This is a genomic window from Staphylococcus xylosus (assembly GCF_002732165.1).
GTDB classification, from domain to species: Bacteria; Bacillota; Bacilli; order Staphylococcales; family Staphylococcaceae; genus Staphylococcus; species Staphylococcus xylosus.
The window spans coordinates 189231-209955 of the sequence record NZ_MRZO01000005.1; the positions used below are offsets into that span (position 1 = coordinate 189231).

20 protein-coding genes are annotated in these 20725 nt (G+C 32.4%); 16 read left to right on the forward strand and 4 right to left on the reverse strand.

The window, feature by feature from the left end; genetic code table 11:
• The first annotated feature begins 142 nt into the window (after positions 1–142).
• The 3 genes from rplM to BTM19_RS09530 all read left to right on the forward strand — a co-directional run bounded on the left by rplM (position 143) and on the right by BTM19_RS09530 (position 2081).
• Positions 143–580, forward strand: a complete 438-nt coding sequence (rplM, locus tag BTM19_RS09520; protein WP_099265843.1) for a 50S ribosomal protein L13 — start codon at positions 143–145, stop codon at positions 578–580.
• 19 nt (positions 581–599) lie between these two features.
• Positions 600–992 carry a 30S ribosomal protein S9 gene (gene rpsI, locus BTM19_RS09525; RefSeq protein WP_017722946.1) on the forward strand — a complete coding sequence of 131 codons (393 nt, stop codon included), beginning with the start codon at positions 600–602 and terminating at the stop codon, positions 990–992.
• Positions 993–1214: 222 nt separating this feature from the next.
• Positions 1215–2081, forward strand: coding sequence for an alpha/beta hydrolase (locus BTM19_RS09530; RefSeq protein WP_099265845.1), 867 nt, complete (start codon positions 1215–1217; stop codon positions 2079–2081).
• Positions 2082–2201: 120 nt separating this feature from the next.
• Here BTM19_RS09530 and BTM19_RS09535 read toward each other — a convergent pair whose 3' ends face one another.
• On the reverse strand, positions 2202–3209 hold the full coding sequence (locus tag BTM19_RS09535; protein ID WP_029378532.1) for an LLM class flavin-dependent oxidoreductase: 1008 nt from the start codon (positions 3207–3209) through the stop codon (positions 2202–2204).
• Positions 3210–3357: 148 nt separating this feature from the next.
• On the opposite strand from BTM19_RS09535, the gene BTM19_RS09540 reads away from it, so the two are divergent.
• The 6 genes from BTM19_RS09540 (at position 3358) to BTM19_RS09565 (ending at position 8697) form a co-directional block, all read left to right on the forward strand.
• Positions 3358–4365, forward strand: coding sequence for an NADP-dependent oxidoreductase (locus tag BTM19_RS09540; protein WP_029378533.1), 1008 nt, complete (start codon positions 3358–3360; stop codon positions 4363–4365).
• A 20-nt stretch (positions 4366–4385) separates the two neighbouring features.
• Entirely contained in the window at positions 4386–5393 is a 1008-nt protein-coding gene (locus BTM19_RS09545; RefSeq protein ID WP_029378534.1) for a zinc-binding alcohol dehydrogenase family protein, read from the forward strand.
• Between the two features lie 223 nt (positions 5394–5616).
• Positions 5617–7200 (forward strand): BCCT family transporter, encoded by a 1584-nt coding sequence (locus tag BTM19_RS09550; protein ID WP_029378535.1) that lies wholly within the window; start codon positions 5617–5619, stop codon positions 7198–7200.
• Positions 7201–7334: 134 nt separating this feature from the next.
• Entirely contained in the window at positions 7335–7871 is a 537-nt protein-coding gene (gene amaP / locus BTM19_RS09555; RefSeq protein WP_017722952.1) for an alkaline shock response membrane anchor protein AmaP, read from the forward strand.
• Positions 7872–7883: 12 nt separating this feature from the next.
• Positions 7884–8123 (forward strand): DUF2273 domain-containing protein, encoded by a 240-nt coding sequence (locus BTM19_RS09560; protein ID WP_029378536.1) that lies wholly within the window; start codon positions 7884–7886, stop codon positions 8121–8123.
• Between the two features lie 73 nt (positions 8124–8196).
• Entirely contained in the window at positions 8197–8697 is a 501-nt protein-coding gene (locus BTM19_RS09565) for an Asp23/Gls24 family envelope stress response protein (protein WP_029378537.1), read from the forward strand.
• A gap of 92 nt (positions 8698–8789) precedes the next feature.
• On the opposite strand, the gene BTM19_RS09570 is transcribed toward BTM19_RS09565, so the two are convergent.
• Positions 8790–10754: an IucA/IucC family protein gene (locus BTM19_RS09570; protein ID WP_038678957.1), complete on the reverse strand. Its 1965-nt coding sequence runs from the start codon at positions 10752–10754 to the stop codon at positions 8790–8792.
• 103 nt (positions 10755–10857) lie between these two features.
• On the opposite strand from BTM19_RS09570, the gene BTM19_RS09575 reads away from it, so the two are divergent.
• The 7 genes from BTM19_RS09575 (at position 10858) to BTM19_RS09605 (ending at position 19537) form a co-directional block, all read left to right on the forward strand.
• Entirely contained in the window at positions 10858–12036 is a 1179-nt protein-coding gene (locus BTM19_RS09575) for an MFS transporter (RefSeq protein WP_029378539.1), read from the forward strand.
• Positions 12033–13790, forward strand: a complete 1758-nt coding sequence (locus tag BTM19_RS09580; RefSeq protein ID WP_029378540.1) for an IucA/IucC family protein — start codon at positions 12033–12035, stop codon at positions 13788–13790. Before BTM19_RS09575 ends, BTM19_RS09580 begins: the two co-directional genes overlap by 4 nt.
• A 3-nt stretch (positions 13791–13793) precedes the next feature.
• Positions 13794–14855, forward strand: a complete 1062-nt coding sequence (locus BTM19_RS09585) for an alanine/ornithine racemase family PLP-dependent enzyme (RefSeq protein WP_029378541.1) — start codon at positions 13794–13796, stop codon at positions 14853–14855.
• A 95-nt stretch (positions 14856–14950) separates the two neighbouring features.
• Entirely contained in the window at positions 14951–15961 is a 1011-nt protein-coding gene (locus BTM19_RS09590) for an ABC transporter substrate-binding protein (RefSeq protein ID WP_029378542.1), read from the forward strand.
• An 11-nt stretch (positions 15962–15972) separates the two neighbouring features.
• On the forward strand, positions 15973–17007 hold the full coding sequence (locus tag BTM19_RS09595) for a FecCD family ABC transporter permease (RefSeq protein ID WP_029378543.1): 1035 nt from the start codon (positions 15973–15975) through the stop codon (positions 17005–17007).
• The gene (locus tag BTM19_RS09600) at positions 17004–17966 is read left to right on the forward strand and encodes an iron chelate uptake ABC transporter family permease subunit (protein ID WP_029378544.1); all 963 of its coding nucleotides are present in this window, start codon (positions 17004–17006) and stop codon (positions 17964–17966) included. The genes BTM19_RS09595 and BTM19_RS09600 overlap by 4 nt, the downstream gene beginning before the upstream one ends.
• A gap of 251 nt (positions 17967–18217) precedes the next feature.
• Complete coding sequence (locus BTM19_RS09605; RefSeq protein WP_172606476.1) at positions 18218–19537, forward strand: YjiH family protein; 1320 nt, start codon at positions 18218–18220, stop codon at positions 19535–19537.
• Between the two features lie 200 nt (positions 19538–19737).
• Here BTM19_RS09605 and BTM19_RS09610 read toward each other — a convergent pair whose 3' ends face one another.
• Positions 19738–20055: a heme oxygenase gene (locus BTM19_RS09610; protein WP_038678952.1), complete on the reverse strand. Its 318-nt coding sequence runs from the start codon at positions 20053–20055 to the stop codon at positions 19738–19740.
• 239 nt (positions 20056–20294) lie between these two features.
• A complete protein-coding gene (locus BTM19_RS09615) occupies positions 20295–20555 on the reverse strand; it encodes a SunI/YnzG family protein (protein WP_017722958.1) in 261 nt (86 codons plus the stop codon).
• Between the last annotated feature and the right edge of the window lie 170 nt (positions 20556–20725).

Sequence of the window (20725 nt, forward strand, 5' to 3'; positions counted from 1 at the left end):
GATAAGCCCCGGAATCTTATTGTGTTACAAGATATAGAAGCACGTAGAAACAAACTATTAAAAAAAATAGATGAAATTTAAGATTTAGTAAGTATAAACTATTAATTTAAGAGACATTTATTTATTCTAGGAGGACAATTATATGCGTCAAACATTTATGGCTAATGAATCAAACATTGAGCGCAAATGGTATGTTATTGATGCTGAAGGTAAAACACTTGGTCGTTTATCATCAGAAGTAGCAGCTATTTTACGCGGTAAAAATAAAGTAACTTATACACCACACGTTGATACAGGTGATTATGTAATCATCGTTAACGCTTCAAAAATCCACTTCACTGGTAACAAAGAGCGCGATAAAATGTACTATCGTCACTCAAATCACCCAGGTGGTATCAAATCAGTTTCAGCTGGTGAGTTAAAAGCTAACAACCCAGAACGTTTACTTGAAAACTCAATTAAAGGTATGCTTCCAAGCACACGTTTAGGCGAAAAACAAGGTAAAAAATTATTTGTATATGGTGGCGCTGAACATCCACACGCTGCACAACAACCAGAAAACTACGAGTTACGTGGTTAATTAAAAGGAGGAAATTACATTGGCACAAGTTGAATATAAAGGCACAGGCCGTCGTAAAAACTCAGTAGCACGTGTCCGTTTAGTACCAGGTGAAGGTAACATTACTGTTAACGGCCGTGATGTACGTAGTTATTTACCATTCGAATCATTAATTTTAGACATTAACCAAGCATTTGATGTAACAGAAACTAAAGGTAACTATGATGTATTAGTTAACGTTCATGGTGGAGGATTTACTGGACAAGCTCAAGCAATCCGTCACGGAATTTCACGTGCATTATTAGAAGCTGATCCTGAATACAGAGGTTCTTTAAAACGCGCTGGATTACTTACTCGTGATCCTCGTATGAAAGAACGTAAAAAACCAGGTCTTAAAAAAGCTCGTCGTTCACCACAATTCTCAAAACGTTAATATTGTCGAAGCTGTTGCGAATTCAATTCGCTTACAGATTTATTACACAAGTTCTATAGCAATTTGTGTTCAATCAAACAAACGTTTCAAACTTCCCAAGAAATTGGGAAGTTTTTTTGTTTTATTTAATATTATTTATTTGTATCAAAATGAATGACTAATCATGTAAAGTGTCATAATATAAATAATAATAGGACACAATTTTAAATTTGAGGTATTTATATGAATATTAATAAACGGAATACGAATATATATCTGACAATTGTATTGATCGCATTTATTTTATTTGTCATTATTTTGATTGCAGCTTTTAAAACATATAGTCAATATAAAGAAAATAATTATAAGTACGTTAATATACCTACATTTTATTTACATGGCTATGGTGGAACAGAGAATTCTATAAAATACATGATTAATTCAGCAGTACAAAAAGATATAACCGAAGAAGTAATCAAAGCAAAAGTTTCTAAAGAGGGAATGGTGACATTCGACGGAGAATTATCACCTGATGCAAAGAATCCAGTCATTGAGATTATATTAGAAGATAATAGAAATAAAGATTTAAATAAAAATGCGCAATGGATTCAACAAGTTATCATTGCTACGATGAGCCAACATCACTTTGACCAATTTAATTTTGTCGCACATTCTATGGGTAATCAATCTTTCAGCTATTATATGTTGAATTATGGTGATAATCAGAACTTACCCAAACTAAATAAGCAAGTAAGTTTAGCAGGTAACTTTAACGGTGAAGTTGACATAGATGGCCTTGATTTAGATGTTAAATTAGATGAAAATGGTAAACCAAGTAAAATGCTAAAAGCATATAAAGATTTGTTGCCTATGAAAAAGTCATATCCAGAAACTACAAAAGTGCTAAATATTTATGGTGATATAGAGGATGGCACACATTCTGATAATCGAGTTACCAATGTTTCATCTAAATCACTAAGGTATTTAGTTGATGATAAAGTAAGTAGTTATGAAGAATTTAAAGTAACCGGAAAGAAAGCTGATCATAGTGAACTTCATGATAATACTTATGTCACCAATAAAATGAATCAATTTTTATGGGGGAAATAAATTTTAAAAGTACTACCTAATATGTTTGTATAGTAATATATATACAAGATATTAAATGTTTGTATTCTATAATAAGCAAATGACACTTAGACATCTGATTTATAGATGTGTAAGTGTCATTTATTTATGCTTAAAGTTCTCAGTTGCGAGTAATTGAATGATCTGTTTCCTGTTATGTTCGCCATAAACATGTGGTTGTATCATAATTTCATCAACATCGAAGTCAGTCATCATTACTTTTAATTTGGAGATGACTTTACTAGGTGAACCTACTATAACTCGACTATTGTGTTGATTCATTTTTTCAATCTCTCTAGAAGAAAATGATTTTTGTTTTGCGAAGTTCACAGAGGGATAGAATTTTGGTTGGTCTAAATAACCAATGCGGAGTAACCACAAATGAAACGCATTAGCTAAATCTTGGCGCTGGTATTTATTATCTGCCGTAATTACAAAAGACGTCATGATGACATATGGTTGATGTAAAGGATGAAGTGCTTTGAATTTAGAACGGTAATGAGTTATTACAGATTTTATTAGATCTTCATCTTGTCCCATATTGGCGATAACAAAAGGTAATCCTCTAATAGCAGCAAGTGATGCACTTTTTTTACTTGTACCTAAAATAAACATATCTGGTTTAGAGTCGATAATTGGCATAGCATATAAGTCTTTATAGCGCTGTTTTGTATTGTTGTCGCTGTCACTATTAAAATAAGCTATCAAATCATCAATTTGATTTTCATAATCAACAGGTATTGTTTTGTGTTCGTTCAAAGCTTTATTTACATTCTGATAACTCTTAGAATGACCAGTACCTAAATTGACTCTGCCAGGGTGTCTAGCTTCCATAGTTTTAAATACTTCAGCCACTTTATAAGCACTATAATGTGGCAACATAACACCGCCGCTTCCAATTTCAATTGAGTTAGTATTTTCTAATAATGACATCATAATCATTTCAGGTGCACTGGATGCTACTGAAAAAACTTGGTGATGTTCAGCAACCCAATAACGTGAGTAATTTAACTTTTCAGCTAATTGAGCTAATTCAACAGCATGATTTATTGCTTGATTAGCGTTACGGCCTTCAAATATTGGCACATAATCTAAAATACTAAGTTTCAATGTACAATCTCCTATCGTAATAAAATGAAAAATGTTTTATAAATTAGAAATAGCATAACACGTTATTAAAGTATTAAATAAGCGATTTGATTGATTGATGAAAAGTATCCCTTTAGAATAAAGTCAAACAATGAATGGAGGTAATATAATGAACACAGAAAGAATTGTATTGGCAAAAAGACCTGAAGGCATTCCATCCGATGATGTATTTAGATATGAAACTGTTGAGATAGATAGACCGAAGCAAGATGAAATACAAATAGAATCGTTATATATATCAGTAGATCCATACATGCGTGGTCGTATGGATGATAGTGAATCATATATAGCCCCATTCGAATTAGACAAACCAATGAATGGTCATGTAGTGGGGAGAGTTGTCGAATCAAATATAGATGGATTTGTAAAAGATGACATTGTTACTGGTACATTTCCTTGGCAAAAAATAGTGAACATAAAGGCAAAGCATGCTATTAAAGTAAGTCAAACTGATATTCCTTTATATTTATATCTTAGTGTTTTAGGCATGACTGGACAAACAGCTTATCATGGTTTACTAAAAATCGGACAACCACAAGAAGGTGAGACTGTTGTAGTATCAGCTGCTTCTGGTGCGGTTGGCTCAGTTGTAGGTCAGATAGCAAAATTAAAAGGTGCATATGTAGTTGGTATTGCAGGTGGTAGTGAAAAAACCAATTATTTAACTGAAGAACTAGGATTTGATGTAGGAGTAGACTATCAAGCCAATGATTTTGCTGAACAATTAGAGAAAGCAGTACCAAATGGCGTTGATGTCTATTTTGAAAATGTAGGTGGCACGATTGCGGATGAAGTCATGAAACACCTCAATCAATTTGCTAGAATTCCAGTTTGCGGTGCTATTTCTGGTTATAACAATACAGAAGTTGAATATGGCCCTCGTATCCAACCAATTATTATTAAATCTCAAGCATTGATGCAAGGATTTATTGTTGCCAATTATGCAGATGACTTCCCAAATGCTAGTAAGGCACTTGCACAGTGGGTTCAAGAAGATAAAATTAAGACAAAAACATCTGTTAAAAAAGGTTTTGAGAGTTTACCTAATGCCTTTAGAAACTTATTTACAGGAGATAATTTCGGAAAACAAGTTGTTCAAGTTTCAGATGATGTTTAATTAAGAAAGGAGTGCATACGATGAAAGCGATAGGTGCAGATCAAAGTTTTAATCTAGAAGATGGAAATTTATTTTATGAGTTTGCTATTGATACTCCCGAACCTGAACAATATGAATTATTAGTACGTGTTGAAACAATTAGTGTTAACCCTGTAGATACAAAGATTAGAAAGACAGAGGTTGAACAAGCGCCGAGAATTTTAGGCTTTGATGCTGTAGGTGTGGTAGAAGCAGTGGGTGATGGTGTTAACCACTTTAGCGTTGGCGATGAAGTTTTTTATTCTGGTTCTCCAAAATATCAAGGTTCCAACCAATCTTATCAAATTGTCGATGAGCGTTTAGTAGCGAAAAAGCCTAAAAACATATCTAATGTGGATGCAGCAAGCCTACCACTAACTGGTTTAACGGCTTACGAAACGCTGTTTGATGTATTTAAAATTTCCTTTAATTCAGAAGAAAATAAGGGGAAATCTATTTTAATTATAAATGGTGCTGGTGGTGTAGGAAGCATAGCAACGCAAATAGCTAAACACTATGGCTTACATGTTATAACGACAGCATCTCGTAAAGAAACATACCAATGGTCTAAAGATATGGGCGCAGATATTGTGTTAAATCATAAGAATGATTTAGCTGAAGAGTTTAAGAAATATGAAATTAGTGAAGTAGATTATATTTTCTGTACGTTTGATACGGATATGTATTATGAAAAAATGATTGAATTAGTAAAACCAAGAGGGACGATTGCAACGATCGTGGCTTTCAAAAATAATCAAGATTTAAACTTGCTTAAACCAAAGAGTATTACATTTACACATGAATTTATGTCATCAAGACCCATTCATGAAACCGAAGATATGCAAATACATCGTGATTATCTCACTGATATTTCTGAAAAAATAGAAGCGGGTATCTACAAACCAACCGTGAATGAAGTAATAGATGGTCTAACTGTTGAAAACTTGTATGATGCACATGTTAAGTTAGAAAATCAAAGTATGATAGGTAAGCTAGTGATTAAACTTTGAAATTAAGGTTAACAAAATAATTAATTAATTATTTAAATAAAAGTGAACATAAAGAGAAGCGTCTTCTGTAGTTCATCATGATATGGTGACTAGGAGGATGCTTTTTATTTTGAATAATATATATAAAATTTATAATATATTTAATTGTATGAATTTTATGAATATATGCAATAAGTTAGGGTATGTAAGTTACATAAAACTATAGGGAGTGTGTGATTTTGACATGCGTTTAAACAGATTAACGATTGTATTTTGGGTAGCATTATCAATTTGTACATTGTTTGTTGTATACGGTGCAATATTGCCTAAACAACTAGAAACAGTTACACAAAGCATTACAAATTTTATTGCATTAAATTTTGGTTGGTACTATTTATTACTTGTACTTCTCATATTAATAGTATGTGTTTATCTATTATTCTCTAGATATTCATCAATCACATTAGGAGAAGATGGAGAGGATCCAGAATTCTCATTGAAATCTTGGTTTGCTATGTTATTTAGTGCTGGTATGGGGATAGGATTAGTCTTTTGGACTACAGCAGAGCCAATTAGTCATGCCTTTACGTTAACACCTTTACATAAAGCAGGTACGCAAACTGCAATTAATGATGCCATGCAATTTTCATTCTTTCATTGGGGTGTCCATGCTTGGGCTGTATACGGCATCGTTGGATTAGTCTTTGCATATTTTAATTTTCACAAAGGTTATCCAGGATTAGTAAGTGCGACGTTAACACCGATATTAGGTTCAAAAATGATGAGAGGACCCATCGGTGGTTCAATCGATGTGTTAGCGATTATCGCTACTGTAACAGGCGTAGCAGCAACACTTGGATTTGGTGCATTACAGATTAATGAAGGATTGAATTTTTTATTTGATATACCTTCAAACTTTATAACTCAGGTCATTATTATTGTTATAGCAACGCTTTTATTCAGTTGGTCAGCGTGGTCAGGTATTAATAAAGGAATCAAAACATTAAGTAATATTAATATGATACTCGCTTTTCTAGTACTCATCGTATTATTTTGTGTAGGTCCCACTTTAACTATATTAAATACCTTTACCAATTCACTTGGTGATTACATTGCAAATTTCTTTAATATGAGTTTACGTATTCCGCAAGCTGATGGCGAAAAATTCCAATGGTTACAACAATGGACGATATTCTATTGGGCCTGGTGGATTTCATGGGCACCATTTGTTGGAATATTTATTGCTCGTGTTTCAAGAGGTAGAACGATTAAAGAATTTATTTTGGGTGTCTTATTTGTACCAGCGCTTGTTTGTTTCTTATTCTTTGCAGTATTTGGAGCATCTGCTATTTACTTACAGCAAAATGGTATCGCAAATATTGCGAAAGAGGCAACGGAGACTGCAACATTTGCAACTTTAGAACATTTCCCACTAGGGTTCTTGCTAAGCATAGTGACTTTAATTGTGATTATGATTTTCTTTGTAACTTCAGCAGACTCAGCGACATACGTTTTAGGTATGTTAAGTTCTAAAGGTAGTATCAATCCTAAAGGTGTTGTAAAAGTGAGCTGGGGTATCATATTAGCTTTATTTGCAATGATTATGATATACACTGGTGGTACACAATCTATACAGAACTTATTAATTATTGCTGCTTTACCATTTTCGATTGTCATTATATTTATGATATGGTCACTTTTTAAATCATTAGCGATTGAAAAGCCAAGACCAAGTAATAAGTTGCTTGTATCAGACGACAAACTATTACAATATCGTATTGCAAACCATCCAGAACTATCTGATCAAGAAACAAAGGACAATCAATAAAATGGACTAAAAAAATTGTTTTGCAGTAAAAGCTAAAAATAAAATTCAATAAAAATGTTTCTAAGAATTTTTTTAAGGGTAGTAGTTCTGTATGACAAGTACATATTAACAAAGCATAGGAGGTGTCATACGAGGTGAAACGACTTAAGAATTTTATCCTAGGCATATTAATTGTAGTAATCGTTGGATTTTTACTCTTTATGTATATTCAAGATTCTAGAATTAGCCAGTATCAAGACTATTTTAATCAGTTTAACTGGTTTGAACCAACACTTATTGGTTTAGCAGCGTTACTCATTATTATTGGTCTCATATTAGTATTCAGCTTGTTTAAACCTACGTATAGAAAACCCGGACTATATAAAGATTTTGAAGATGGTCATATTTATGTATCGAGAAAAGCAGTCGAAAAATCTGCATACGACACACTTACGCAATATGATCAAATACGTCAACCAAACGTGATTGCAAAACTTTATAACAAGAAAAAGAAATCACATATCGCTTTAAAAGCAGATTTCTTTGTTCCTGGTGATGTTCAGGTTAATTCTTTAACAGAAGAGATTAGAAATGACATCAAGCAAAATGTCGAGCATTTTACAGAATTACCAGTATCAAAATTAGAGGTTAATGTTAGAGATCAAAAAACCTCAGGCAAACGTGTGTTGTAAGGGAGGGTTATCATGGCTAACAATAATAACCAAAATGGACAAGATTCTACGCAAGAAGTTGTTGAATTTTTCAAAACGTTTAAATGGAGAATCATTGGCTTCTTAGCATTTCTAATCATAGCAATATTATTTTTAACTTTAGGTTTCTGGAGTACAATTTTAATTCTAGTATTATGTTTGATTGGAATTGGAGTTGGGTATACTAAAGACCGTAAGCAAGACTTTTTAAATTTCCTCAATCGATGGAGTTAATCGATTAAATTTTATGAATTCTAATGTAATAAAAAATTTAAAACAAATTATATAAGGTAAAGGAGAATGCAATATGGCAGTAGACAACAATAAAGCTAAACAAGCTTATGACAACCAAACAGGAGTTCAAGAAAAAGAACAAGAAAAAAGACAAGAGCAACAAAACCAAGAACCTGAGTTCACTAATAAATTATCATTCTCAGATGAAGTAATCGAAAAAATTGCAGGTATTGCTGCACGAGAAGTTAGCGGTATCTTAGAAATGAAAGGCGGATTCGTCGACAATATTTCTAGTTCATTTGGTAGCAGCAACAATGTTACACAAGGTGTTAGCGTTGAAGTTGGAGAAAAACAAGCTGCTGTTGATTTAAAAGTAGTATTAGAATATGGTGAATCAGCACCAAAAATCTTCCGTAAAGTAACTGACTTAGTTAAAGAACAAGTTAAATATATTACTGGTCTAGACGTAGTTGAAGTTAACATGCGCGTTGAAGATGTTATGACTAAAAAAGAATGGTCTCAAAAAAATGAAAAAAACCAAAGCTCAAACAATGAGGAAAAAGGTTTACAATAATTAAGAACTATTCAATTCAATTAAAAGGTCCGAAACATTTAATGTTTCGGACCTTTTTTATTTATGAAAATTATTAAAATATATACTTCGTTTTATTGTTGCTTATCCATGTTTCTGTATAAAGGATTATTCACTTTAATGTAAGTATAATAATCCGCTTCATCTTCTAATCTCATTGTAGTAACACATTTATAATCGATTTGCGGTGCAAATAGCACGGATTTTATTTCGGTAATTCTGTCATTATTAGTCATTGTAGATGCAATATCTTGTAATTTTTTAAATATGATATCACTTATGATTGACCAAATCTGTTGTTCTAATTCATTACTTTCACTTGATTGGGCAATGGTTACAATGAGTTCACCAAGATGATTTTGAATACTAGAATAAAACACTTTGTTGAAAACGGTTTGCGACTGATCTGTAAGGATTAATGATTTTTCATGAAAGTCTGATGTACTATAACCAGCTTGATTTAAGTAAGTTTTATCAATACGCAGTCCTTCAAAATCACGAATATATAATGTGTGGATTGAACCGTCTTCATTGAAGGTAACTATAGAGTTTTGTAAATGTGCTTCTAATGCAATACCGTATTTTACATATAAAGGTAATGTTATATCAATCAAAGCTTTACTATATTCCACAATCCACTTGTTACATGCTTCCTCATAACTGCCGATATTAAATTTATTAGCATATGTTTTGATTAATGTTACGATAGGTGACTCATTATTATTACTATAATTGGCAACTAAGCTAGAAGGAATAAGCGGTATTGTATCTGCTTTCTTAATATTATAAATATTTTCTCTAAATAGTGTACCCAATTGTTCGCTCTTTATTGTTTGCTGTGATGGTGTGTCTTGTGGATTATAAAAATGAATACCAGCAACTTCGTCAATCGTATCTGCCTGAATATCATTAAACAATGAATCATGCTGCTTAATATGGTTCAATATGCGTGTGACCTGTGGTCCATTATATGTTGTTTGTTCAGATAGAGTGCGTATTTCACCTGTAATATGCACATTTGTTGATAATTTGATGTGCGGTTCAATATTTGGACTTTGTGGCATTAATGTTCTAAATGACAGACCAGCGTAATAATTTAAATCAAAGTCTAAAGGTATAAGCTGCTGTTTATTTAACTCATTAGTATAATCTTTTTCTAAAACAGCATTATATTGCCATGGGTGAACTGCCATAACATAATAATCATCAATTTGATCATCAGTTAGTAATTTGGCCACAGCTTCGTAAAGGCCATTAAATAATGTGAAGACAGTTTCGTTATAAGGTCTCGCTAATGATTGTACTTTCGCAATATCATGATGAATCAATATAAATTTCATAGGGATGGTATTTCCAAACTCAGAAGAATAATCAATAGTCATTTCTGGTGACATACCTTTACGTAGTTTCGCACCTGGATGTAATGGATGACCTTCAACAACAGCTTGTTCAGATCTTAAATAGCTATCCTTCGCATTAATGATTAATTCTAAAAGTGGTTCATTATTTTGAGACAATGTTATAGATTGATAACTTAACGAAATAGCCATATTTGCGACACTATTATTCATATCGTCCTTAAATTGGTTACTAGCTTCGTTATCAAGGTTAGGTGCTTCTATTAAAATAGCGTTTAAAATTTCATTTGGATGCAATATACGTTCTAAATGGTTGTCGTATTCAAAATAAAAGGGTCCTTCAACATCGATTCTGTCAAAGGCATGTTGTCCTGAAATAGGTGCATACAAAGTTTTTTTCGCTTCTGGAAAGGTTATTTTTAAAACGAAAGGTTGCGTGATCGCAATACCCAAGTTTAAGTTTTGTGTTTTGATAATCTCACTATGATGACGACTCTGAACTAAATTCTCTCTATGTAAAGAAGTAATTAACCTTTGTGAGATTTTATCACGGCTTTCTAATAATATATCTTCGAAAGCATTTGCCCATCTTCTATCTGTTGAACGTAAATATGATAAAGCGTGTTGTTCGTCATTAGTGAGTTTTTCAATTGAATTGCTGTCGTTTATTTTGTGATTCATAATGCACCTCTAAAAAAATTATTTTACAAATGTATAAGATATTTGTATAATCCATAATATCGATAATGATAATTATTATCAATTAAAAAACAGGAGGAATTTTATGGCAAAGTATTTTTTTCCTAGTTCATTCCTACTGTTCTTAGGGAATTGGATTGGTCAAATTACGTTAAATTGGTATGTATTTACTCTATATCATAACGCAATTTATCTAGGACTGATTAATTTTTTCCGACTCGTACCTATTTTACTCATAAGTGTATGGGCTGGAAGTTTGGCTGATAGATGTGATAGGGGAAAATTATTAAGAGTAACAATAACCTCCTCATTTTTATTAACAATGATACTATGTATTTTAACATTTCAAAATCCACAATTACCGATAATTGTATTTTTGTTATATTCTCTAGGTCGTGGCATTATGAGTGCAATAGAAACACCAGTACGTCAAGCGGTATTACCAGATTTGACACAACGATTAACAACAACACAAACAGTATCGTATCACTCATTTATAATAAATATATGTCGTTCGATTGGACCTGCGTTAGCTGGTTTTATTATGGCAGCTTATAATGCGCAAATTAGTTTTGGAGTACAAACGTTATGTTATTTCTTATCGTTAATACTTTGCTTACCGTTATCATTCAGTCATAACGAACTATCAAAGGTAAATCCTGAAGTGAGTTTTAAGTATGTAATCAATTACTTTAAAGACAATCAAATAGGGGCTAGAATATTTGTGACATCGTTACTTATTATGGCAACTGGTTTTACATATACTACACTTTTGCCAGTATTGACAGACAAAACATTTCCTAATCAAGTAACAATATTTGGTAGTGCTATGACTTGTTGTGCAATAGGCGGTATTTTAGCAACCATAGTTTTACCTAATATCTTAGAAAAAATATCTATGGTCAAAATGTATTACATAAGCTCTGTGCTTTTTGGTGTTTCACTATTGTGTACGATTAGTAGCAATACTTATTTACTATTTATTGCATTATTCTTTATTGGTTTGTTCAGTCAATGGGCAAGAACTACAAATAGAATATATTTTCAACATAGAGTGGAACCTGAACATAGAGGGAAAATACTTAGTGTCATTATGATGGATAGAGGTATGATTCCTTTAGGGGCCATGTTAATGAGTTTCTTAGCAGAACTTATTGGTATTGTTGAAACCTTTATTATTATGGGAACGAGTACATTTGTTATTGCATTGTTATTCAGTACAATAACTAGAAGGCAAAGAAAAAATGGAGGCAGTATTGTATGATGCATGAAACATGGCAATTGGCAGATAGAAATGTGCAGTATCGTATTTTCAACTCAATTATTAAAGAGCAAATATTTCCACAGGGTATGTTATTTAATGAATTTAATCACTGTGTCGAAATACAATATAAAGGACAAGTGCTGCAATTAAATAAAATTAGAAAAAGTGCTATGCAACGTTATGAATTTTATGGTGCGATTTACTATATCAAGGGTAAGACACAAGTAGAGATGGATACTTTAGAACAACTATTAGAAGTGCTAGAAGTACATTTTAATATGCCTATTAGCCAGCGATTAACAGATGAGTTGATTTCTAGCAGGGAAGGTTTTGCACTGACTTATGAGCATTTTCAACATAGAAAGTCATTGATACATGCAACGCTAAAATTTTCAAAAATGCCTGAAACAATAAACTTCTTTTCTTGGCTACAGCATATGGTTGGGTCAAAGCAAATAAATGATTTGAATTATTCTGAAAGTCTTGTTATTGAAGGACATCCTACACACCCATTATCTAAGACTAAGCTTCCATTAACATCTGACGAAGTAAGAAAATACGCGCCGGAATTTGAAAAGATTATTCCATTAAAAGTTATGCTCATTCATAAAGATAATTGTGTAGTTACTTCTATGGAAGATGATCCAAACTATATGATAGATGAAGTTATTCCGGAATATCGTTATAAATTAAAAGGGTTTTTAGCACCACATGATTTAGAATTAAAAGATTATAGTGTTGTACTTGTTCACCCATGGCAATATGAAAATGTTATCATTCACAAATTTGCAGACTGGATTTTAGAAAAACGATTATTACCTACGTCTTTTGAAGTTGAGTCTAAAGCGACTTTATCATTTAGAACTATGCAACTTGTTCATAAACCGTTTCATATTAAATTACCAGTGAATATACAAGCAACAAGTGCTATAAGAACTGTGTCTAGTGTGACAACGGTAGATGGGCCTAAATTAAGCTATGAATTACAGGACATGTTAGCAATCTATCCGCAGCTACAAGTTGCTATGGAACCATTTGGTATACATGCTAAAACTGAACCAGATGATGCAAGGCATTTGGCTTGTATAGTTCGACATCAACCTTATGTCTCAGATAACGGCACTACTATAGTGACTGCAAGTTTAGTTAATAAAAATCCTGTTGATAACCAAATAACCGTAGATAGTTATATTAATTGGGTGAACGATGATTTAACGGTAGATGCGATTAAGCAATTTCTATTGCATTATAGTAAAGCATTAATTGATCCATTAATAGCCTATATTCAAGATTATGGTATTGCTTTGGAAGCGCACATGCAAAATACAATCGTGAATCTAGGACCAAATTATCAAATGAAGTTTATCGTTAGAGATTTAGGTGGTTCAAGGATAGATTTAACGACATTAAAATATAAAATTCCTAATATTGATGTTACTAACACGAGTTTAATTGCAGAGAGTATAGAAGAGGTTATAGCTAAGTTTCAACATGCAGTTATTCAAAATCAAATTGCAGAACTCATTCATCATTTTTCACAATATGAATTTGTAAAAGCATCCGAATTATTTGAATTAGTAGGAGAGATAGTTGAGCACGCAATAGATCCTAGTAAACCACATGCAAATAAATTAAAACAAGTATTGTTCGGTGAAACGATAACGGTAAAAGCGCTCTTACGCATGAGAATGGAAAGTAAGGTAAAACAATATGTGACCATTGATTTAAGGAATCCTATATATAAAGAGGTGTAATAGATGGCTGAAATAAAGATAAATTTGTCCAAAATACAATATAATGCACAAGTATTGTTGTCTATTTTTCAACAGAATCATATGCAATTTACACCAGTTATTAAATGCGTAGGTGGCGATAGAAAAATCGTGGAGACGTTAAAAAATATTGGTATAACGCATTTTGCTGATGCACGTATTGACAATATTAATAAAACTAAAGATCAAAATTTATCTTATATGATGATTAGAACGGCTAGTCAACATGAACTGGAAGATGTTGTTAGATATAGTGATATAAGTATACAAACTGAAATAGAGACGATTCGTAAGTTAAATGAAATTGCCCAAAAACATCAAATAAAACATCGCATATTACTAATGGTCGATTGGAAAGATTCAAGAGAAGGTATATTAACATATGATATTGTAGATTATATTAATGAAATACTTTCGATGCATCATGTAAGTGTAATTGGATTAGCATTTAATTTTATGTGCTTTCAGTCAATTATTCCAACAGAAGAAGATGTATCATTAATTAATCAATTCGTAGAATCAGTTGAATTAGAAACGCATATGAGATTTAAAATAATCTCAGGCGGCAATTCCAGTATGATATCACAAATGTTATACCAAGATATGGGCAAGATTAATGAGTTACGCGTGGGAGAAACACTTTTTAGAGGTGTCGAAACAACAACAAACCAACCAATAGCTTCACTATATCAAGATGCTATTATTTTAGAAGCGGAGATTGTTGAAATTAAACCACGCATTGATATTTCATCAGGGCAGCAATATTTACAGGCAATTGTTGATATTGGTAACTTAGATACATTTATCGAAGATATTAAGCCGCGTCATCATCATGTTAAAATAATAGGAGCGACTAGTGATCATGTAATGATTGATTTATTAAATCAAGACCATTATCAAATCGGTGATAAAATTCAATTTAGTTTAGGTTATAAGGCGTTGGCGCAAAGTATGTATATGACAAACTTAAGTAAAAATTATGTTCATGATAGCGTTATTGAAAAATTATGCCACAACTTTAATATTCAGAAATCTAATCGCATTTAAACTTCATTAAATTTTCTAAAAATTTTTGTTGACACCGATAATCATTATCAATAGAATTGAATATGTAATTATACATATTCTAAGGAGTGAAAACGATGAAACATAGTTATAAAATTATGGCTATCCTGTTTTTAACTTTAACCGTAGTAGTGTTGTCTGCATGTGGCAGTGTCAGCGATAAAGGTTCTGACAAATCCAGTAAAGGTGATGACAGCAAAGATGGCGTAACAATTAAGCATGATGGAGGTACGACAAAAATTGCTAAAGATCCTAAACGTGTCGTAGCATTAGAATTCTCATTTGTCGATGCACTTGCAGCATTAGATGTTAAGCCAGTTGGCGTTGCTGATGATGGTAAAAAAGATAGAATTCTTAAACCTATTCGCGAAAAAATTGGAGACTATAAATCAGTAGGTGCACGTAAGCAACCTAACTTAGAAGAAATAAGTAACCAAAAACCAGATGTTATTATCGCAGATAGCAATAGACATAAAGGAATTCAAAAAGATTTAGAAAAAATTGCACCAACAATTATGCTTCCTAGCTTTGATAGCGATTATAAAGACAACTTAGAGGCGTTTAAAACAATTGCAAAAGCAGTAGGTAAAGAAGATAAAGGTAAAGATAGATTAAAAGAGCATAATGAGCTAATGGATAAATATAGTAAAGAAATTACTATGGATAAATCACAACCTGTATTAGCATCAGTAGTTGCAAAATCAGGACTATTAGCGCATCCTGAAAATACATATGTTGGAGAACTTTTAAAAGAGTTAGGTTTTGATAATGCGTTAAATAAAACGAAAACTGATAACTTATCCAAGTATCTTAAAGGACCTTATTTACAATTAAATCCAGAAGTACTTTCTGATATTAATCCTGGTCGTATGTTTATTATGGCTGATAAAGGTGAAAATGATCCAAACCTTAAAAAACAAGAAGAGGATCCAGTTTGGCAAGATTTAGATGCGGTTAAAAATAATCGCGTATCTGTAGTTGATAGAAATACATGGGCACGTGCAAGAGGTATTATATCTTCAGAAGAAATTGCAAAACAACTTGCTGAAATTTCTAAAAATGAGCAAAAAGACTCACAACAAAAGTAGGATGAACGGTAATGATTAAATCACATAGCGTGAACCGAACTAAATCAAATGAAAAGAAAGCTCAAAAACGTACTACACTCACATTTATTGTGAGTGTATGTGCGCTTTTTGTCATTATATACTTCAATCTTAGCGTTGGAGCTTCACATATTACTTTTCAAGATTTTATTGATTACAGCGTAAAACATATTGATACAAAAGAGACATTTTTGATACATAATGTACGTATGCCAAGAATGTTTGCTGGCCTCTTAATAGGGGCTGCACTTGGCGTTTCAGGATTGCTGATGCAAGCGATGACTCGTAATCCTTTGGCATCACCACAAATATTTGGTGTTAACTCAGGAGCCTCATTTGTAATTGTATTTATTTCAATGATTGTACCAGCTTTAACCGCGTACTCAACGATATTAGCTTTTATTGGTGCATTTATTGGCGGACTGACAGTTTATACACTATCAGGTTCGACTAAAGGAATGACTCCCGTAAAGCTAGCATTAGCCGGTATGGCTATTCATTTATTCTTTTCTAGTATGACGCAAGGAATTATATTATTAAATGAAGATGCAACTTCAACTGTTATGTTTTGGTTGGTAGGTTCTTTATCAAGTATTCAATGGCCACAAGTCATTGGTATATTGCCTTGGTTAGTAATGGCTTTTATTGGAGCAATTTTCATATCTAAACAATTAACAATTATGGAATTAGGTGAAGATTTAGCAACATCACTAGGGCAAAATGTCAAAGTCGTACGAATCACTGTTGGGCTACTTGTCATTGTTTTAGCTGGTGCATCTGTTTCTATAGCTGGACCTATCGGTTTTGTAGGGTTAATTGTGCCACATATTGTAAAGCATTATATTCGAACGGATTACAGGCTAATGGTGCCATTGACGATGATTATCGGGGCAGATTTATTGTTATTATCCGATGTCTTAAGCCGTTTGATAGCATTTCCATTTGAATCACCTGTAGGAATTGTTACCTCATTTGTAGGGGCGATATACTTTCTATTCATTACAGTTAGGGGAGTTGATAGACTATGATCGGGAGATTAACTTTTCGTTATGGTATCGTTGTAGTATTAATTCTAATCTCAGCAGTTGCATCATTGTCTATCGGAGCAGTTTGGATTAATCCATTTGAAGCGGTTAAAAGTTTGTTTACACAAGATAACTTTATATTAAATGAATATCGTATACCAAGGATGATTCTCGCAATTATTGTAGGAAGTAGTCTTGCGATTTCTGGTGCACTTATTCAAGGGGTAGTAAGAAATGCATTAGCATCGCCAGATGTTATTGGTATAACTAAAGGTGCAAGTTTATCAGCAGTTTCAATAATTATGCTATTCCCTTCTGCACCACTTTTCATCTTACCGTTTGGATCATTTGCTGGCGCCTTATGTGTGAGTTTGATTTTGACGTTATTAATTGCAAAATTTAACGTAAAAGGATCTAAGTTAGCATTGATAGGTTTAGCGATAGGCGCAATATGTACAGCGGTAGTGCAATATTTATTAATACGTAATCCCCAAGATGCCAATACAGCTTTAGTGTGGTTAACAGGTAGTTTATATGGGCATAGTATGTCGCACGTGCTGGTTATTTTACCTTGGTTCATCGTTGCGTTACCTATTATCTTTTATTATTGTCATCAACTCGATATTTTAACTTTGGGTGATGATATTGCAATCGCATTAGGTACAAAAGTGAAAAAAATTAAAATGATATTGTTGCTATTAGCTGTTATTTTAGCGGGCGCATCTATTTCAGTAGTGGGTGGATTAAGTTTTTTAGGACTTATCTCTCCACATATAGCTAGAAGGATTGTTGGCCATAAACATATACATATTACTATTATGTCAGGATTGATAGGAGCACTAATATTATCCATAAGTGATTGTTTAGCGCGAGGAATACATCCACCTATCGATATTCCTGTAGGTGTTGTTGTTGCAATCGTCGGCGTACCTTACTTTTTATTCTTATTGAGAAAAATTTAATAATAAATTGCAATAGTAAACGCTTTCATTTAAAGTAGAGTTAATTCTAACTATTAGGATTAACTCTACTTTTTTATGTGAAAATAACAATAAATAGACACAATTTATAGATTTACATATTTATACATCATAAGTTATAATTATTGGTGTTGTTTTTTTAAGTATATATCAAATAATACACCTAAGGGGTGAATGTAGTGACTCAGTATAATAAATCACAGCGTACACGTGGGCAACTTAAATTCATTATCATGTCATTGATTGGTATCATTTTATTCTTAATACCAATTACTGTGACTGAAGATGGTGAAAAACAAACAACACTTCCTGTTGCATTTCTGGCAGGATTGCTAAAAGATTTAATTGGAAATGCTATGCCATTGGTTATTGTAATTATTATTACGATATCAGGTATTTTATCTATTTTATGTTCGACAGTATGGAAAAATAAATTTAAACCAGAAGGTCTAATGAACAATGCATTTAATGTAAAGTTCGTCTGGTTAATTTTAAGAATATTAGCAGTAGTGTTTGTTTGGATGACATATTTAAAAGTAGGTACTAGCGTTATTTATTCAGAAGACACGGGTGGACTTGTATTTGAAAGTCTATTACCTACATTAGTAACTGTCTTCTTCTTTGCAGCGTTGTTTTTACCATTACTTATGGAATACGGATTATTAGAATTATTAGGACCAATTTTTAGGCCGATAATGAGACCTTTATTTACATTACCTGGACGATCAACTGTTGATAATCTAGCATCATTCATTGGAGATGGAACAGTAGGGGTTTTAATCACTAGTAGACAATATCAAGAAGGATTTTATTCTAGAAGAGAAGCGACAGTCATTGCTACTACGTTTAGTGTTGTTTCACTAACATTTGCAATTGTTGTTGCCGAAACTGTGCATATGAAAAATCATTTCTTCTATTTTTATTTAACTGTAATCATTTCTTGTATAGTATGCGCGGTTATATTGCCAAGAATTTGGCCACTTAGATCTATTAAAGATGAATACTCAAAAGAAGTGTCTGAAGAAATGAGAACAGAAAAGTTACCTGACAATAAAACTGCTCTAGGCCACGGTTTTGATATGGCGACTGAAACAGGTATCAATGCACCAGGATTTAAAGCGTTTTTCAAATCAGGATTCAAGACTGTGATAGACATGTGGTTTGTAATTTTGCCGGTAGTGATGAGTGTAGGTACACTTGCAACCATTATAGCAACCTATACGCCAGTATTTACGATTATTGGGAAGCCGTTTGTTCCATATTTAGAATTGCTGCAAATACCTGAAGCAGCTCAAGCATCAGAAACAGTATTGATTGGATTTGCAGATATGTTCTTACCGTCAATTTTAATTGAAGGTGTCGGTAACAATATTACATTATTTGTTGTCGGCGCATTGAGTATCACACAATTGATTTACTTATCAGAAGTTGGTGGAGTAATCTTAGGTTCTAAAATACCAGTAAGTATCTTTAAGCTCTTTATCATATTCTTGATAAGAACAATTATTGCGTTACCTATTATAGCGTTAATGGCTCATTTGTATTTCAATTAAATTGTCCGGCATAGAAACTTGAATCTAAAAGAAATAGTAACTCTCCTGAGTTGAGAGCAAAAATAAGCACCTTAGACATTGATTTGTGTACTGAACCCCAAAGGTTAGATTTTTAGTCCAACTTTTAGGGTGCACATCAGTATCTAAGGCGCTTATTTTATTTATACGATATAGAACTTATAATTAGTTAAACGTTATTATTAGTTATTAAGTACGGATATTACATTAGCTTTGACAACTTTATTGCCTAAAACAGGTGACTCTTCACTGTTAGATTTTGATCTTCCTTCATGAGCTTCCTTAAATGCATCGCTTTGGACCCATGCTTTAAAGTCATTTTCAGTTTCCCACCACGTATTGATATACATTTGGTCGTAATCTTGCTCATCATCAATTAACCAAACTTCTACTTTATGAAAGCCGTCTAATTCTTGTATTTTTCCACCTTGAGTAAATTTTGGAGCCATTTTTTCAGCGAATCCTTTTTTTACATAAATTCTGTTCGTAACTACATACATGAAACGCACCTACTTTCTGTAATATATTCACATTATACCATTGATAATTTATTAATATCATTGAGAACCCTTATTAGTTAGCAGGGCATTGATAACTAGATAACCTTATAACAAAGGTACATTAAGACTAAGGTATATTATAAACTGTTCCAACTTCTCTATAATAATAAAAAATAGCTATGATGAAATCTGTCGTCATAGATTTCATCATAGCTAGTCTTAGTATATTGTTAAATTAATTATTTAGTTAATTCGTTATAAACTTTTTGATCATTTTGAGTGTATATAATGTATTCATGGTCATCAGTGTCGATGATAACACGGTTTGTTTTTCCAAATGTAGAACCGATTCTTGAAACTTTATTTCTATCAAGTTTAGGAACTTCATGAATATTTTGATCCTGCGAAATATTTTTAATTTCATTTGTTGGGATCTTAATATCTGCAACTCTCCATTGAATTCTTACTTCACTGTTATCTTTTTTTACTGTCATTGCCATATATCGAACACATCCTTTAATTAATTTATAGCTATAGCATACAATAAACTGCAAACGTTTTCAAGTGATTGTGTGATACTTTTTGAAAATAGGTTATACTCATATTTTTAACGAAAGTATGTTCGCATTTAACGCGTAAATGTGCTAAAATATAATCCGATAAGGAGTAG

Excerpts from the sequence above, each read along its gene's own strand:
- BTM19_RS09610 (WP_038678952.1), bottom strand. The coding sequence starts at position 20,055 with ATGTATGTAGTTACGAACAGAATTTATGTAAAAAAAGGATTCGCTGAA.
- BTM19_RS09595 (WP_029378543.1), top strand. The coding sequence starts at position 15,973 with ATGATTAAATCACATAGCGTGAACCGAACTAAATCAAATGAAAAGAAA.
- BTM19_RS09540 (WP_029378533.1), top strand. The coding sequence starts at position 3,358 with ATGAACACAGAAAGAATTGTATTGGCAAAAAGACCTGAAGGCATTCCA.
- BTM19_RS09590 (WP_029378542.1), top strand. The coding sequence starts at position 14,951 with ATGAAACATAGTTATAAAATTATGGCTATCCTGTTTTTAACTTTAACC.
- BTM19_RS09600 (WP_029378544.1), top strand. The coding sequence starts at position 17,004 with ATGATCGGGAGATTAACTTTTCGTTATGGTATCGTTGTAGTATTAATT.
- BTM19_RS09580 (WP_029378540.1), top strand. The coding sequence starts at position 12,033 with ATGATGCATGAAACATGGCAATTGGCAGATAGAAATGTGCAGTATCGT.
- BTM19_RS09545 (WP_029378534.1), top strand. The coding sequence starts at position 4,386 with ATGAAAGCGATAGGTGCAGATCAAAGTTTTAATCTAGAAGATGGAAAT.
- BTM19_RS09605 (WP_172606476.1), top strand. The coding sequence starts at position 18,218 with ATGTCATTGATTGGTATCATTTTATTCTTAATACCAATTACTGTGACT.
- BTM19_RS09575 (WP_029378539.1), top strand. The coding sequence starts at position 10,858 with ATGGCAAAGTATTTTTTTCCTAGTTCATTCCTACTGTTCTTAGGGAAT.
- BTM19_RS09570 (WP_038678957.1), bottom strand. The coding sequence starts at position 10,754 with ATGAATCACAAAATAAACGACAGCAATTCAATTGAAAAACTCACTAAT.
- BTM19_RS09560 (WP_029378536.1), top strand. The coding sequence starts at position 7,884 with ATGGCTAACAATAATAACCAAAATGGACAAGATTCTACGCAAGAAGTT.
- BTM19_RS09585 (WP_029378541.1), top strand. The coding sequence starts at position 13,794 with ATGGCTGAAATAAAGATAAATTTGTCCAAAATACAATATAATGCACAA.
- BTM19_RS09550 (WP_029378535.1), top strand. The coding sequence starts at position 5,617 with ATGCGTTTAAACAGATTAACGATTGTATTTTGGGTAGCATTATCAATT.
- rplM (WP_099265843.1), top strand. The coding sequence starts at position 143 with ATGCGTCAAACATTTATGGCTAATGAATCAAACATTGAGCGCAAATGG.
- BTM19_RS09615 (WP_017722958.1), bottom strand. The coding sequence starts at position 20,555 with ATGGCAATGACAGTAAAAAAAGATAACAGTGAAGTAAGAATTCAATGG.
- BTM19_RS09530 (WP_099265845.1), top strand. The coding sequence starts at position 1,215 with ATGAATATTAATAAACGGAATACGAATATATATCTGACAATTGTATTG.
- BTM19_RS09565 (WP_029378537.1), top strand. The coding sequence starts at position 8,197 with ATGGCAGTAGACAACAATAAAGCTAAACAAGCTTATGACAACCAAACA.